A 14,750-nucleotide genomic window follows, 5' to 3' on the forward strand; every position below is an offset into this window, starting at 1 on the left:
ATCAGGACCGGGTGCTGTCGGTATCGTTGCTGGAGCAGCCGATCGGGCCGGAGCCCGATGCCGAGAACTTCAAGCGCTATGCCGACTTCAAGAGCCTGGAGACCTTCCGCAAGTATGTGGCCGGGTTCTTCATGCGCGAGCGCTAGCAGCCGCGCTGGCCCCATCGCCGGCAAGCCGGCTCCCACAGGCACAGCGCTGTACATGTGGGAGCCGGCTTGCCGGCGATGGAGCCATTACTCCCACAGGCACAGCGCTGTATGTGTGGGAGCCGGCTTGCCGGCGATAGGGCCAGTACTCCCACAGGCACAGCGCTGTATGTGTGGGAGCCGGCTTGCCGGCGATAGGGCCAGTACTGACACCCACCGCACTACCCCAGAAACAACCGATAAGCCGGGTTCTCGGTCTCATCCCAATACCGATACCCCATCTCCTCCAGCGCCATCGGCAACCCCACCTGCTCCTCCACCGGCACCTCCAGCGCCGCAAACACCTGCGCCTGCGCCGCGCCATGGTTGCGGTAATGGAACAGGCTGATGTTCCAGCGCTTGCCCAGCCGCTCGAGAAAGCCCAGCAACGCCCCCGGCCGCTCCGGGAACTCGAAGCGCAGCACCCGCTCCTGCGCGCCCGGCGCCGCATGCCCGCCCACGGTATGGCGCACGTGCAACTTGGCCAGTTCGTTGTCGGTCAGGTCGAGCACGCTGTAGCCCTGCTCGCCCAGGCTCGCCAGCAGTTGCTCGCGCGGGTCGTGCTGCGGGTGGGTCTGCACGCCGACGAACAGGCGCGCCTCCTTGCCGGGGTAATAGCGGTAGTTGAACTCGGTGATCTGCCGGCGCCCCAGCGCCTGGCAGAACGCGCGGAAGCTGCCGGGCTGCTCGGGGATGGTCACGGCGATGATCGCTTCACGCTGCTCGCCCAGCTCGGCACGCTCGGCCACATGGCGCAGGCGGTCGAAGTTGACGTTGGCGCCGGAGTCGATGGCCACCAGGGTCTGCCCCTGCACGCCTTCGCGGGCCACGTACTTCTTGATCCCGGCCACCGCCAGGGCACCGGAGGGCTCGGTGATCGAGCGGGTGTCGTCGTAGATGTCCTTGATCGCCGCGCACAGCTCGTCGCTGCTGACCGTGATCACTTCATCGACGAAATGCCGGCACAGCTCGAAGCAATGGGCACCGACCTGGGCCACCGCCACGCCATCGGCAAAGGTGCCGACCTGCGCCAGGATCACCCGCTCGCCGGCCGCCAGCGCGGCCTGCAGGCAATTGGAATCTTGCGGCTCGACGCCGATCACCTTGACATCCGGGCGCAGGTACTTGACGTAGGCGGCGATGCCGGCCACCAGCCCGCCGCCACCCACCGGCACGAAGATCGCGTCCAGCGCCCCCGGCTGCTGGCGCAGGATTTCCATGCCCACGGTGCCCTGCCCGGCGATCACGTCGGGGTCATCGAACGGCGGCACGAAGGTTGCCCCTTCGCTGTCGGCCAAGGTCAGCGCGTGGGCCAGGGCATGGGGGAAGCTTTCACCGTGCAGCACCACCTGGCCACCGCGTGAACGCACGCCCTCGACCTTCAGCGAAGGGGTGGTGGTGGGCATGACGATGGTCGCCCTGATGCCCAGCCGCGCCGCCGCCATGGCCACGCCCTGGGCGTGGTTGCCAGCGGAGGCGGTGATGACCCCGCGCTCGCGCTGGGCGCTGCTCAGCCGCGCCAGGCGGGTGTAGGCACCGCGGATCTTGAATGAGAAGGTCGGTTGCAGGTCTTCGCGCTTGAGCAGCACCTGGTTGCCCAGGCTGGCCGAAAGTGCCGGTGCCAGCTGCAGCGGGGTTTCGATGGCCAGGTCGTACACCGGCGCCGAGAGAATGCGGCGCACCTGCTCCGACAGCAGCTGCTGCGGGGTAAGCGGTGTACGGGGGCTGACGTTGAGGCTGGTCATCGGGTGCAACTCCTTGGCTTTATTTGCGTTGCCCAGGAGTCAGAGAGAAGAAACCCGCCTCCAGGGCGGGTTCGGTGCACGTGCGCGCTAGCCCGCCAAACTGATAATGGCGGTAATAATAATGGCGTTCACGTGCGGGAAAGTGTTCATGGGATGGGAACTTATCCTGCAAGCTGGCGGCAAGTCAACACTTGGCTTGCTGGGCCGAAAGCGGCACGTCGAACACCTTGTCGAAGCCCCACTGGAAGACGAAGGCGTAGACGAAGAAGAACACGAACAGCGCCAGGTTAGTGAGCAGCGCCGCCCACAGGCTGACGTCCAGCCAGTACGCCACCAGCGGCAGCAACAGCAGCACCAGCCCGCCCTCGAAGCCCAGGGCATGCAGCAAGCGGCGCAGCAGCGTGCGCTCGCGCTTGGGCTGGCGTGCCTCCCAGCGTTCGAACGCCCAGTTGAAGGCCATGTTCCAGCTCATCGCGATGCCCGACATGAGGATCGACAACAGGGTCGACTGGGCCATGCCCGCATCGAACGCCAGCTCCAGCGCCGGCGCCACGCAGGCCACGGCAATTGCCTCGTAGAGAATGGCCTGGACGATCTTGCGTGCCTTGCCTTGCATGTGCAGCTCCGTTTGGAAATGACCTGCCAAATTACAAGAAGCTGCTTGTAAGAAAAAGCCTGAAATACATTTTTGACTGAACGTTCAATTAAGAATATTTAGACTAAACGTTTCAGCGACACCCATTCCCCGGCACCCGGCAACCCCGCCCTGCAACCAACCCCCACCCCGATTCGCTCAGCCCAGGCGCTGACCGCGAACGGCCGTGCATTGGACAACCCCGCGCTTGACTGCTTGTATCTATCCATTGCTAGGGGCACAAATCCTACAGCTTCGTCCGGGGAATCGAACGAGGAAACAAGACAATGGCTAACACCGTCATGATGGTATTCGGCACCCGCCCAGAGGCGATCAAGATGGCCCCGCTGGCCAGGGTGCTGCGTGAATGGCCAGACATCGACCTGCACATCTGCTCCACCGGCCAGCACCGCGAGATGCTCGGCCAGGTGCTCACCGCCTTCGGCCTGAGCGTCGACCAGGACCTCAAGGTGATGACCCAGAACCAGACCCTCAACGGCCTGGCCCGCGACCTGCTGGACAAGATCGACAAGGCCTACGAACAGGTACAGCCCGACATCGTGCTGGTGCACGGTGACACCACCACCAGCTTCATCGCCGCCCTCGCCGCCTTCCACCGGCACATCCCGGTCGGCCACGTGGAAGCAGGCCTGCGCACCGGCAACCTGCAGCAACCCTGGCCCGAGGAAGCCAACCGGCGCCTGACCGGGGTGATCGCCGACCTGCACTTCGCCCCCACCACCAAGAGCCGCGACAACCTGCTGCGCGAAGGCGTGCCGCCGGAGCACATCGAAGTCACCGGCAACACCGTGATCGACGCCCTGCTGTGGATGCGCGAATTCCTCACCCAAAGCACCTGGCACCCCGCCGCCGAGTCACCGCTGCATGCCCTGCGCGACGACCAGCGCATGGTGCTGATCACCGGCCACCGCCGGGAGAATTTCGGCGCCGGCTTCGAGCGCATCTGCCTGGCCCTGGCCGAGCTGGCCCTGCGTCACCCCGATGTGCAGTTCGTCTACCCCGTGCACCTCAACCCGCATGTGCAAAAGGCCGTGTACGGCCTGCTGTCCGGGCGCGACAACATCTACCTGGTGCCACCCCAGGACTACCAGCACTTCGTCTGGCTGATGAACCGCGCGCACATCATCCTCACCGACTCCGGCGGCGTGCAGGAAGAAGCCCCGGCGCTGGGCAAGCCGGTGCTGGTGCTGCGCAAGGTCACCGAACGGCCCTCGGTGCTGGAGGGCGGCACGGTCAAGCTGGTCGGCACCCAGACCGAGCGCATCGTCAAGGAAACCAGCCAACTGCTCGACGACCAGGCCGCCTACCAGCGCATGGCGCGCGTGTTCACCCCCTTCGGTGACGGCCATGCCAGCGAAATCATCGCCGAGCGCCTGAGCCGCTGGTTCGAGGAAACTGCCAACCAACAGGACGACGCATGAGCCTGGCTTTCATCGACTTTCTCACCTACGTACTGTTCGGCCTCAAGATCCTCGCGATCATCCTCGCCACGCTGATGTTCCTGCTCGGCCTCGATGACCTGTTCATCGACCTGTGCTACTGGTGCCGCAAGCTGATCCGCCGATTCCGCATCTACGACAAGTACGACAAGGCCGACGAGAAACGCCTGTTCGAGGTGCCCGAAAAGCCCTTGGCGATCATGGTGCCCGCCTGGAACGAGGTTGGCGTGGTCGGCGAAATGGCGCGCCTGGCAGCCTCGACCATCGACTACGAGAACTACCAGATCTTCGTCGGCACCTACCCCAACGACCCACAGACCCAGGCCGACGTCGACGCCGTGTGCCTGCACTACCCCAACGTGCACAAAGTGGTCTGCGCCCGCCCCGGGCCGACCAGCAAGGCCGACTGCCTGAACAACATCATCGACGCCATCCTGCGCTTTCAGGACGATGCCCGCATCGAGTTCGCAGGCTTCATCCTGCATGACGCCGAAGACGTCATCTCGCCCATGGAACTGCGCCTGTTCAACTACCTGCTGCCGGCCAAGGACATGATCCAGATCCCGGTGTACCCCTATGCGCCGGAATGGAAAGGCTTCACCGCCGGGCACTATGTGGACGAGTTCGCCGAGAACCATGGCAAGGACGTGATCGTGCGCGAGGCGCTCACCGGCCAGGTGCCCAGCGCCGGGGTCGGCACCTGCTTCAGCCGCCGCGCCATCAGCGCGCTGCTCGAAGAAGGCGACGGCATCGCCTTCGACGTGCAGAGCCTCACCGAAGACTACGACATCGGCTTTCGCCTGAAGCAAAAGGGCATGAAGTGCATCTTCGCCCGCTATTCCATCACCGACCCTGCGCTGACCCTCAAGCAAGAGTGGCGCCTGGGCATGAGCCGCGAGTTCTCCCAGGTGATCTGCGTGCGCGAGCACTTCCCGCGCGACTGGCAGCACGCCATCCGGCAAAAATCCCGGTGGATCGTCGGCATCGTGTTCCAGGGCACCAGCAACCTGGGCTGGAGCCGCACCGGCGCGCTCAACTACTTCCTCTGGCGTGACCGCCGCGGCCTGTTCGCCTACCTGCTGAGTTTTTTGGTCAACCTGTTGCTGCTGGTGCTGCTGGCCATGTGGCTGGTGACCGTGATCGCGCCGCAGTCGTGGCGGTTCATGTCGATCCTCAGCGACAGCCAGCTGCTCACCACCCTGCTCTGGCTCAACGGCCTGATGCTGATCAACCGCCTGTTCCAGCGCGGCTGGTTCGTCACCCGCTACTACGGCATCGGCGAAGGCTTGCTGTCGGCGCCGCGGATGATGTGGAGCAACTTCGTCAACTTCTTCGCCAACCTGCGCGCCTTGCGCCAGGTGATGGAGATGGGCGACTCGCGCCGGGTGGCCTGGGACAAGACCACCCACGAGTTCCCCGCCATCGCTGCGCCTGCGCGCACACCACTGGGCCAGCGCCTGGTGGCCAAGGGGTACATCAGCGAACAGCAGCTCGACCAGGCCATCAACAGCCCGGTACGCCGGCGCCTGGGCCGCGAGCTGCTGCTGCGCGGCTGGCTGAGCAGCGAGCAACTGGTGCAGGCGTTGGCCGAGCAGCTCGACCTGCCCTGGGCCCCGCTCAACCCGTTCAAGCTCGACCCGCAGCTGATCGCCGCGCTGCCGCGGCGCCTGGCCACCCATTACGGCGTACTGCCGGTGGCCGAGGACGGCGACACCCTGGTGCTGGCCAGCGAAAGCCCGGTCAGCCAGGTTTCGCTGGGGGTGATCAGCCGCCAGCTCAAGCGCCCGGTCAGCTACCGCCTGGCGCCCCAGGGCCGGGTCACCCTGGGCCTGCGCTACCACTACCCCAGCCCCTGGCAGAAGGAAGAAACCCGGCACATGCTCCAGGTGCTCGAACAGCACCAGGACAACGCCGAGCTGCTCGAACAGGTCAGCAGCCATCAGGTCATGCTCGGCGCCCTGCTGCAGGTGCGCGGCATGGTCCCGGTGACCCTGTTCAACCAGGCGCTGATCGACTTCGACCCCGAGCAGGAGAGCCTCGGCGAACACCTGATCGCCCGCGGCATCATCACCGAGCAGGTGCTCGAACAAGCCCTCGCCGAACAGGCCAGCGAACAGCAGGCCGCCTATGACCTGATCCGGGAGGTGGCATGAAGCCGCGCTTTACCCTGACCTTCACCAGCCTTTTACTGTGCTGCGCCGCGCTCCCCGCCGTGGCCGCGCCGATGACCGATTTCCAGCGCTTCACCAGCTACCCGTTCATGGAGCGCAGCTACCGCGAAGCGAAAAAGGACAACTGGGCCGAAGTGGAGCGCCTGACCCGCCACGTGCTCGGCCGCGTGCCGAACAACGACGAGGCCCGCGCCCTGCTGGTCGAGGCCCTGGCCCATCAGCGCCGCTACAAGGAAGCCGAGGCCATGGCCGAGCAGATGGGCGACGGCGCCGAACATGCCGATGCTCTGCTGGAGCTGCGCCTGACCTGGATCGAGCAGGACCCGCCGCCGGCAAGCCAGGTGGAAAGCTGGCTGGCCGCCGCCGACGGCAACCAGCGCGTGCGCCTATGGCAGGCCTACAGCCTGAGCCTGGCCAAGTTCGGCGGCGCCGCCAAGGCCCTGGACTGGCTCAACCAATTGCCACCGCGCAACGATGGCCAGGTGCTGCGCCTGGCCCGGGCCAACTTCGCCGAACAGTTGCGCAACTGGAAGGAAACCATCGAACAACTCGCGCCCTTGGCCGACCAGGGCCAGCTGCCGCCACAGGACTGGCAGCGCCTGGCCAATGCCTATGTGCAGCAGGTCGACGAAAAAGGGCTGAACAAGCTGCTCGCCAGCGCGCCCTCTGCCGAAGCCGCCAACCAGGCGCGCCTGGCCATGGCCAACCGCGCCATCGCCGTGGGCCACAACCAGCTGGCGCAGCGTTCGCTGCAGGCCCTGCCGAGCGACCAGCTGCAACGGCCAGAGCTGCGCCAGCAACTCTGGGAGCTGGCCCGCGAAGGCGACGACGCGGTGCTGGTGCGGCGCCTGAGCAACGAGCTGCAACGCCCTTGCCTGGAAACCGTGGACTGGCTGTCGCGGCACGACCCGGAGCTGGCCCGCGAGCAGTTCAAGGCCTGCCCCGCCACGGCCGATGCCCGCGCCTATGCCGTGCTCAAGCAGCGCCTGTATGGCGACCCGGTGCAACCGCCGCAACCGCGCACGGCGGCCGAGTGGGAGCGGCGTTACCGCCAGAGCGGTGACCTGGCGGCGCTGGAGCAAGCCAGCTTCCTGCTCCTGCAACAGGGCCAGAGCGAGCGTGCCAGGGCCTTGCTGGAGCAGGCCTACGACCGCCGCCAAGGCCGGCTGACGCCATCGCTGCTGCAGCGCCTGGGCAATCTCTACGCCCGCAACGACGGCCCGCTGGACAGCCGCCGCCTGCTCAACCTGGTGCCCAGGGTCGATGCCAACACCCGCGCCCAGCTGCTCGCCCGGCTGGCCGAAAACGGCCAGTGCGCGGCCGTGCGCCAGGCCATCCCGGCAACCCCGAACGAAGCGGGCCAGTTGCGTGCCCTGGGCCGCTGCGCCATGCCCGACCAGCCCGGTGAAGCGGTGGTCTACTACCAGGCCGCCGAGCGCCTGGACGGTGCCGGCAGCCGCCTGCCACTGGCCTATGCACTGGAAGCCGCCGGCGATTCCCAGGCGGCCGCGCCAATCTGGCGCAGCCTGCCGGACAGCGCCTGGACCGACAACGCCCGGCTGACCGCCGCCAGCGGCGCACTGAACCTCGGCGATGCCGACACCGCCCGCCGCTACTGGGATGCCGCCGCCCACCGCAGCGCCGATGACTGGGCGCTGGGCGCCGCCTTGCCCAGCGCCAGGGCGATCTGCAGGCAGCCCTGGGCTTCCAGCGCCAGGCGCTGGCGAGCAACCCGCGGGCCGACCACTACTATGCCGCCGCCAGCACCGCGCAATTGGCCGGCGACAGCGCGCAGAGCACCGCCTGGCTCGCCGAAGCGGTGCGCCTGGCCCCCGACCAGCCACGCTACCGCGCCGACTACGGGATGCGCCTGGCCGGCTCGGCGGACAAGGCCCAGCGCCGCCAGTCGATCCCCTACCTGCAACAGGCCACTGGCGATTTCCCCGAGGATTACCGCCTGGGTGAAACCCTGGCGCTGCGCTACGACGAAGCCGAAGACAGCGCCGCCGCGCGCCGCGAGCTGCGGCGCATCCTCGATGTGGAGCAGAACCTGGTCGACGGCGACGACGAATACGGCAGCCTGAAAGCCCGCGAGTACCGCCAGCGGCGCGCCCATGAAGCGCTGTCGCGGCGTGACACCATCACCCTGGCCAGCACCTGGTCGCCCGCCGGCACCTCGACCAACGACAAGTTCCTCGACAACGGCCAGCGCAGCGGCAGCTCGCGCCGCGCCCAGTCGCAGAACGTGCAGCTGGCCATGTGGGACCACGCCCTGGGCGAAGAACCCAGCCGCAACGGCAGCACCCTGTCGGTGTACGGCCGTGTGCTGTTCGGCGGCCAGAGCCGCACCGACTACGCCCAGAGCATGGGCACCGGGGTGGGCCTGCGCTACAAGCCATTGGGCCAGGCCAACCTCAACCTGTATGCCGAGCTCTACCACCAGCGCCAGATCGACGAAGAGCACAATAACAACCTGAGCCTGGGCGAGCTGCTCAGCCCGGCCAAGGTCGGCGGCAACTGGGGCGACCTGCGCCACCATGCCGAGTCGAGCAACGACCTGCTGCTGCGGGCCACCGCCTCGTTCCTCGACCAGGGCGACTGGCGCAACGACTGGCGGGTCGACGAGGACGACTGGAACGAGCGCTTCCTCTACCTCGACGCCGCCTGGTGGACCCGCGCCGGCGATCACGCCTGGCTGTCGCGCTACCAGCAGGGCCATGCCTGGAAACTGCCCGGCAATTCGCCGCAAACCCTCATGCCCTACGGCTTCTTCGAGTTCTCAAGCCAAGACCCGAGCAACGACTGGCGCCAGGATGCCCGCGCCGGTGTCGGCGTGCGCTGGCAATGGTGGTTCGACGACGATCGCTACAACGCCTACCGCGGCTCGCTGAAAGTGCGCGCCGAGTACCAGCAGTCGCTGGGTGGCAACCTCTACGAGCGCGCCAACGGCGTGCTGGTTGGCGCGGAGATGACCTTCTGATGCGTACCTTCCTGGCCGTTTGCCTACTTGCCCTGTGCCTGCCGGCCATGGCCGACCAGCGCCTGTTCTACCAGCCGCTGAACCGCGATGCCGGGGTCAGCGCCGCCCAGTGGCAGCAACTGTGGCGCGCCACCGTGGCCCAGGGCGGCAAGACCCTGATCGTGCAATGGAGCGCCTATGGCGACAGCGATTTCGGCGGTGCCCAGGGCTGGCTGGCGAACAGCCTGCGCGAGGCCCAGGCCCAGGGCTTGCAGTTGGTGCTGGGGTTGTACATGGACCCGGCCTACTACCAGCGCATCGAAGCGCTCGACGCCGATGGCCTGGGCAGCTACTGGAAGGCACAGCTGGGCCGCTCGCTGAGCCAGTACCAGCAAGTGAGCAAGGACTGGCAGTTACCCGTGGCGGGCTGGTACCTGCCGCTGGAGCTGGATGACCTGCACTTTCGTGACGCCAGCCGCCGCGAGGCGTTGTTCAAGCAGTTGCAGGCCTTCAACCGCCAGCTGGACAAACCCTTGCATATCAGCGCCTTTAGCGCCGGCCACCTGGCGCCGCGGGTCAATGCCGCGTGGCTGGATGAACTGGCCGGGCTGGGCTTGACCGTGTGGTGGCAGGACGGCATCGGCACCGGGCGGCTGCCGCCGCTGGTGCGCCAGGGCTATGAGCAGGCCCTGCCGTGCCGGGTGGGTGTGGTGCGTGAAGCGTTTCGCCAGGTGAGTGCACCGGGGCAGGCGTTTCGCGCCGAGCCGGGTGAGCCCAGGCTGAGCGGTGGGTGCCATGCCGAAGCGGTGTTTGCATTGCGCTATCGGCCTTGGGCTCGGGGTATCCTGTCGTTCAATTGAGTGTCAGTGCCGGCCCTTTCGCGGGCAAGCCCGCTCCCACAGTTAGTTTCCGAATCGGTGGAGAATCTGTGGGAGCGGGCTTGCCCCGCGAAAGGGCCGGCCCAGGCAAAAGCAGTCCGCACAAGGAAACCCCGATGCTCAGGACCATCGAAGACTACGTTCGCCAACAAGTCGCCCCCGCCGCGTTGCGCTCGGAGTTTCGCCAATACGAATTCGAGAACTCCCGGCGTTTCTGCCAGTTGATCTTCTGCGTCAGCATCGCCGTCTGGCTGATCTTCGACCTGATCGTCAGCTACCTGGGCCACCAGGGCTTCACCTGGCGCTCGGGCCTGTTCGTCGGGCTGATGTGCAGCCTCACGGTGGTGCTGGGCTTCACCCGCAAGTCCCACCACTTCGACGTACTCAACCTGCTGTTCATCGCCGTCATCACCCTGGGCATGCGCCTGGTCATCGAAGGCATCCCCATCGCCCTGCGCCCGGTCTGGCTGGTGCTGGGCACCTCCACCGTGCTCTACAGCGTGTCGGTATTGCCGGTGCGGCGCTGGTCGTTCTTCTGCGCCATGGCCATCACCTGGGCCGTGCTCAACCCCTTCTTCAGCACCAACATCCGCCTGACCGACCTGGAAGCGGCCATGCTCATCAGCTATGCGCTGTTCCTCAGCGGCCTGGTGGTCTACAGCTACCTGCGCATCCGCCAGGCCAAGCTGCACAATTTCTACATGTCCAAGGTGCTGCTGGACCAGGCCTACATCGACGTGCTGACCGACATCCCCAACCGCCGCTCGTTCATGGCCAAGGCCGAGCGTCAGCTCAAGGCCGCGCCTGCCGGGCAGTACCTGGCGATGGTCGACATCGACAACTTCAAGAAGGTGAATGACCGCTTTGGCCATGACATCGGCGATGAGGTGCTCAAGCGCGTGGCGGTGCACATCAAGGCGACCATGGGCGGCTATGAATTCGCCAGGCTTGGCGGCGAGGAGTTCGTGATCTTTTTCAAGGAGCTCGACCAGGCAGGCGCCGAGCGGCAGGTGGCGGCGTTGTGCAGGCGGGTGCGCGAGGATGTGGGTGAACACCCGGTGACCATCAGCATCGGGCTGGCGCGGGTAGACAGCGAGGACACCCTGACCATGGCGCTGGTCAAGGCCGACCAGGCGTTGTACGAGGCCAAGCACAGTGGCAAGGATCGCTTCGTCCTGTGGACTGCCAGGCTTGCAGAAAACAGTTAGCCAGCGCCTGCCTGTGGGAGCCGGCTTGCCGGCGATAGGGCCGGGCCTGCCAACCTAGCCGCCCGCAGGCAAACGAATCCTGAACTGCGCCCCACCCAGCGCCGACTGCGCCACGGTCAAGGTGCCGCCCTGCCCCTCGATCGCCCGCCGGCTGATCGCAAGCCCCAGGCCAAAGCCACCGGTATTGCGGTCGCGGCTGCGGTCCAGGCGGTAGAACGGCTGGAAAATCCGCTCGCGCTCTTCCACCGGAATGCCGATCCCGTCATCTTCCACCGTCAGCAGGCAGGCGCCGTCCTCTTCCAGGCGCAGGCGCAGCAGCAGGCTCTCATCGCAGTAGCGCATGGCATTGCGCACCAGGTTCTGCACCGCCCGCGCCGTCAGCCGCGGGTCGAGCACGAAGCGTGGCAGCTTGCCTTCGGCCTGCACCTCCCAGCGAATGCCACGGGCATCGAGTTCTTCGGCAAAGCTGCCAAGCACGCTGTCGACCAGCTCCAGCAACGACACCTCGACCCGCTCGCGGGCCTGGTCGGCGTTGTACAGGCGGCTGTAGGACAGCAGCTCGAGCACCAGCTCGTCCAGCTCGCGCACATGCCCCACCAGTTCCAGCAGGCGCTTGCGGCTGCTCGGCGGCACTTCGTCGAACAACAGCACCAGGCCGAAATCCAGGCGGGTGAGCGGCGTGCGCAATTCGTGGGACACCGCGTTGAGCAGCTCGCGCTGCTGGTTGACGTGGCGCTCCAGGTCGCTGGCCATGGTGTCGAACACCCCGGCCAGTTCACCGATGTTCGAATGCGGCGAAATGTGCGTGCGCTCGGCCATCTGCCCTTGGCCCAGGCGCCGGGCGGTTTCCTTCAGGCGCTCCAGGTCGCGCCAGTGCGGCCATACCCAAAGCAGCAGGCAGCCGAGCATGGCGGCGCCGATCAGCACGGTCACGCCCCAGGACAGCAGGTTGATGTCCAGCGGGTCGGGCGGCGCATGCAGGCTGACCAGCCAGTCCTTGTCCAGCGGCGCCAGCACCGTCTGGTAGTAACCCCAGTCGCCGATGCGCACCGCGAACAGGCCGTGCTCCAGGCGCGCCTGCTCGGCGGCGCTCAAATCGGCCTGGTCGTTGCGCAGCAGGCTGACCTGCAGCGGCGCGAAGGCCTGCGCCAGTTCCTTTTCAACGGCCGGCCATTGCGCCTGCGGGGCCTGGCGGAACTGGCGGACGATCAGCGACTGCACGCCCTTGGCCTGGTCCAGGTTGTAGGCCATGAAGCGCTCGTGGAACAGGCCGACGATGGCATCGGGGATCAGCAGCAGCGCGCCGGCGTAGGCGACGATGATCACCAGGTACAGGCGCACCAGGATCTTCAGCATGTGCCCTCAGCACTCCCACTCGACGCGGCTGAACAAGTAGCCCTTGCCCCACACGGTCTTGATCTTGCGCGCCTCGCCTGCGCTGTCATCGAACTTGCGGCGCAGCTTGGAAATGGCCACGTCCACCGAACGGTCGGTGCCATTGAACTCGATGCCGCGCAATTGCTGGAGGATGCGGTCGCGGCTGAGCACTTCGCCGGCGTTGCGCGCCAGCACCACCAGCAGGTTGTATTCGCCGCTGGACAGCTCCACCTCCTCGCCGCGCCAGCTGACCAGGCGCTCGGCCAGGTCGATGCGCAGGCCGCCGACCAGGATCTGCTCGTTGTCCAGGCGCGGTTCGTTGACGCTGCTGCGGCGCAGCAAGGTGCGCACGCGGGCCAGCAGTACCCGTGGCTCGCAGGGTTTGGTGACGTAATCGTCGGCGCCCATTTCCAGGCCCAGCACCTGGTCGTGGCTGTCGTCGCGGGCGGTCAGCATCAGGATCGGCAGGCTTTGCGAAGCCTGGCGCAACAGGCGGCACACCTGCAGGCCGTCGATGCCGGGCAGCATCAGGTCGAGGATCACCAGGTCCGGCTTGTCGCGGTGGAAGCTGTCGAGCACATGGTCGCCACGGGCAATCACCCGTACATGGAAATCGTTGCGTTGCAAGTAGCTGGCGATCAGCTCGGACAGGGCACTGTCGTCTTCGACCAGGAGAATATTGGGCATAGGCGCTTGAGAAAAATGGGGGAGGACCTTACCGGCCTCTTCGCGGGGCAAGCCCGCTCCCACAGGTATCCCGCAGGCTTCAAGGGCTACGGGGTACCTGTGGGAGCGGGCTTGCCCCGCGAAGAAGCCAGCACAGATAGCCAAGGAGAATATAGAATCCTACAACTGGGTAGGCTCATTCTTCACACTTTTTCACACACGTCCTACAGCTGTTAACAGGCACCCAGGGAACGGCTGCCGTAGCATACACCGGGTCATCATCGGAAGATCCGTATGCCTATCATCCTCCCCCCGCACCTGCGCCCCGTGGCGCTCGTGGCGCTGCTGGCCGTTTCCCTGGCCGGTTGCAACGACAGCGCCGAACAGCCCGAAGACGCCCCCAAGCCCCAGGTGCGGGTAGAAACCCTGCAGCTCGAGCCCCTGGCCATCAGCACCGAGCTGAGCGGGCGCATCCTCGCCCCGCGCACCGCCGAGGTCCGCGCCCGGGTCGCGGGCGTGGTGCTCAAGCGCGTCTATCGCGAGGGCAGCGACGTCAAGCAGGGCGACGTGCTGTTCCTCATCGACCCGGCCCCGTTCAAGGCCGACCACGACAGCGCCCGCGCCACCCTGGCCAAGGCCGAGGCCAACCTGTACCAGGCCCGCCTGCAAGAGCAGCGCTACCGCGAACTGGTCGACGACAAGGCGGTCAGCCGCCAGGAATACGACAACGCCCGCGCCGCCTTCCTGCAGGCCGATGCCGTGGTCGCCGAGTCCAAGGCTGCCCTGGAGCGGGCACGCCTGAACCTGGGCTACGCCACGGTCACCGCGCCCATCTCCGGGCGCATCGGCCGCGCACTGGTGACCGAAGGTGCGCTGGTCGGCCAGAACGAGACCACGCCACTGGCGACCATCCAGCAACTGGACCCGATCCACGCCGATGTCACCCAGTCGACCCGCGAGCTCAATGCCCTGCGCCGCGCCCTGCGGGCCGGTGAACTGCAGCAGGTGGGCGCCCGCGAGGCGCGCGCCACGCTGATCCAGGACGACGGCAGCGCCTACCCGCTGCCCGGCAAGCTGCTGTTCTCCGACATCAGCGTCGACCCGAGTACCAACCAGATCACCCTGCGCAGCGAGTTCCCCAACCCCGACCTCGACTTGCTGCCCGGCAGCTACGTGCGCGTGCGCCTGGACCAGGCGCTGCAGCCCAAGGGCCTGAGCGTGCCGCAGCGGGCCATCCTGCGTGACAGCGCAGGCGTGCCCAAGGTGCTGGTGGTCGACGCCCAGGCGCGCGTCAGCGAACGCCAGGTGCAGCTGGGCAGCGCCCAGGGCGACCGCTGGCTGGTCAGCGACGGCCTGGCCGCCGGCGAGCGCGTGGTGGTCGAAGGCCTGCAGCACGTCAAGGCCGGCGACCAGGTACACGTCGACGGCGCCCAGCCCATCGCCCAGCACAACGGCCAGTGAGGGCCT

At 66.8% G+C, this 14,750-nt stretch carries 9 protein-coding genes and 1 pseudogene; 6 read left to right on the forward strand and 4 right to left on the reverse strand.

Translation table 11 applies throughout. From position 1 onward, the window contains the following. Positions 1 to 367: 367 nt before the first annotated feature. Both ilvA and B3E94_RS16450 read right to left on the reverse strand, forming a co-directional pair. Positions 368 to 1,930 (reverse strand): threonine ammonia-lyase, biosynthetic, encoded by a 1,563-nt coding sequence (gene ilvA, locus B3E94_RS16445; protein ID WP_286914340.1) that lies wholly within the window; start codon positions 1,928 to 1,930, stop codon positions 368 to 370. Positions 1,931 to 2,114: 184 nt separating this feature from the next. Then, positions 2,115 to 2,546 carry a PACE efflux transporter gene (locus B3E94_RS16450; RefSeq protein ID WP_176518355.1) on the reverse strand — a complete coding sequence of 144 codons (432 nt, stop codon included), beginning with the start codon at positions 2,544 to 2,546 and terminating at the stop codon, positions 2,115 to 2,117. Positions 2,547 to 2,851: 305 nt separating this feature from the next. Here B3E94_RS16450 and wecB point away from each other — a divergent pair, with 305 nt between their 5' ends. The 5 genes and pseudogenes from wecB (at position 2,852) to B3E94_RS16475 (ending at position 11,240) form a co-directional block, all read left to right on the forward strand. Next, positions 2,852 to 4,006, forward strand: a complete 1,155-nt coding sequence (gene wecB, locus B3E94_RS16455) for a non-hydrolyzing UDP-N-acetylglucosamine 2-epimerase (RefSeq protein ID WP_236193775.1) — start codon at positions 2,852 to 2,854, stop codon at positions 4,004 to 4,006. Then, entirely contained in the window at positions 4,003 to 6,177 is a 2,175-nt protein-coding gene (nrfB, locus tag B3E94_RS16460; RefSeq protein ID WP_286914342.1) for a cyclic di-3',5'-guanylate-activated glycosyltransferase NrfB, read from the forward strand. Before wecB ends, nrfB begins: the two co-directional genes overlap by 4 nt. Further along, positions 6,174 to 9,175: pseudogene (locus tag B3E94_RS16465) on the forward strand (phage receptor). The gene nrfB and the pseudogene B3E94_RS16465 overlap by 4 nt, the downstream one beginning before the upstream one ends. After that, a complete protein-coding gene (locus B3E94_RS16470) occupies positions 9,175 to 10,014 on the forward strand; it encodes a DUF4434 family protein (RefSeq protein ID WP_286914343.1) in 840 nt (279 codons plus the stop codon). The pseudogene B3E94_RS16465 and the gene B3E94_RS16470 overlap by 1 nt, the downstream one beginning before the upstream one ends. A gap of 134 nt (positions 10,015 to 10,148) precedes the next feature. After that, positions 10,149 to 11,240: a GGDEF domain-containing protein gene (locus B3E94_RS16475; protein WP_286914344.1), complete on the forward strand. Its 1,092-nt coding sequence runs from the start codon at positions 10,149 to 10,151 to the stop codon at positions 11,238 to 11,240. Positions 11,241 to 11,294: 54 nt separating this feature from the next. Here B3E94_RS16475 and B3E94_RS16480 read toward each other — a convergent pair whose 3' ends face one another. Continuing rightward, positions 11,295 to 12,596 carry an ATP-binding protein gene (locus B3E94_RS16480; RefSeq protein WP_286914345.1) on the reverse strand — a complete coding sequence of 434 codons (1,302 nt, stop codon included), beginning with the start codon at positions 12,594 to 12,596 and terminating at the stop codon, positions 11,295 to 11,297. A 6-nt stretch (positions 12,597 to 12,602) separates the two neighbouring features. Continuing rightward, positions 12,603 to 13,304, reverse strand: a complete 702-nt coding sequence (locus B3E94_RS16485; protein WP_176517533.1) for a response regulator transcription factor — start codon at positions 13,302 to 13,304, stop codon at positions 12,603 to 12,605. 273 nt (positions 13,305 to 13,577) lie between these two features. Between B3E94_RS16485 and B3E94_RS16490 the strand changes: the two genes are divergently transcribed. Next, positions 13,578 to 14,744 (forward strand): efflux RND transporter periplasmic adaptor subunit, encoded by a 1,167-nt coding sequence (locus B3E94_RS16490; RefSeq protein WP_286914347.1) that lies wholly within the window; start codon positions 13,578 to 13,580, stop codon positions 14,742 to 14,744. The last annotated feature ends 6 nt before the right edge of the window (positions 14,745 to 14,750 follow it).

This window comes from Pseudomonas sp. UBA6315 (genome assembly GCF_002438125.1).
Taxonomy (GTDB): Bacteria; Pseudomonadota; Gammaproteobacteria; order Pseudomonadales; family Pseudomonadaceae; genus Aquipseudomonas; species Aquipseudomonas faucium.

Bases quoted from the DNA above. Each gene is read 5' to 3' on its own strand.
- ilvA (WP_286914340.1), bottom strand. From the start codon at position 1,930: ATGACCAGCCTCAACGTCAGCCCCCGTACACCGCTTACCCCGCAGCAG.
- B3E94_RS16450 (WP_176518355.1), bottom strand. From the start codon at position 2,546: ATGCAAGGCAAGGCACGCAAGATCGTCCAGGCCATTCTCTACGAGGCA.
- wecB (WP_236193775.1), top strand. From the start codon at position 2,852: ATGGCTAACACCGTCATGATGGTATTCGGCACCCGCCCAGAGGCGATC.
- nrfB (WP_286914342.1), top strand. From the start codon at position 4,003: ATGAGCCTGGCTTTCATCGACTTTCTCACCTACGTACTGTTCGGCCTC.
- B3E94_RS16470 (WP_286914343.1), top strand. From the start codon at position 9,175: ATGCGTACCTTCCTGGCCGTTTGCCTACTTGCCCTGTGCCTGCCGGCC.
- B3E94_RS16475 (WP_286914344.1), top strand. From the start codon at position 10,149: ATGCTCAGGACCATCGAAGACTACGTTCGCCAACAAGTCGCCCCCGCC.
- B3E94_RS16480 (WP_286914345.1), bottom strand. From the start codon at position 12,596: ATGCTGAAGATCCTGGTGCGCCTGTACCTGGTGATCATCGTCGCCTAC.
- B3E94_RS16485 (WP_176517533.1), bottom strand. From the start codon at position 13,304: ATGCCCAATATTCTCCTGGTCGAAGACGACAGTGCCCTGTCCGAGCTG.
- B3E94_RS16490 (WP_286914347.1), top strand. From the start codon at position 13,578: ATGCCTATCATCCTCCCCCCGCACCTGCGCCCCGTGGCGCTCGTGGCG.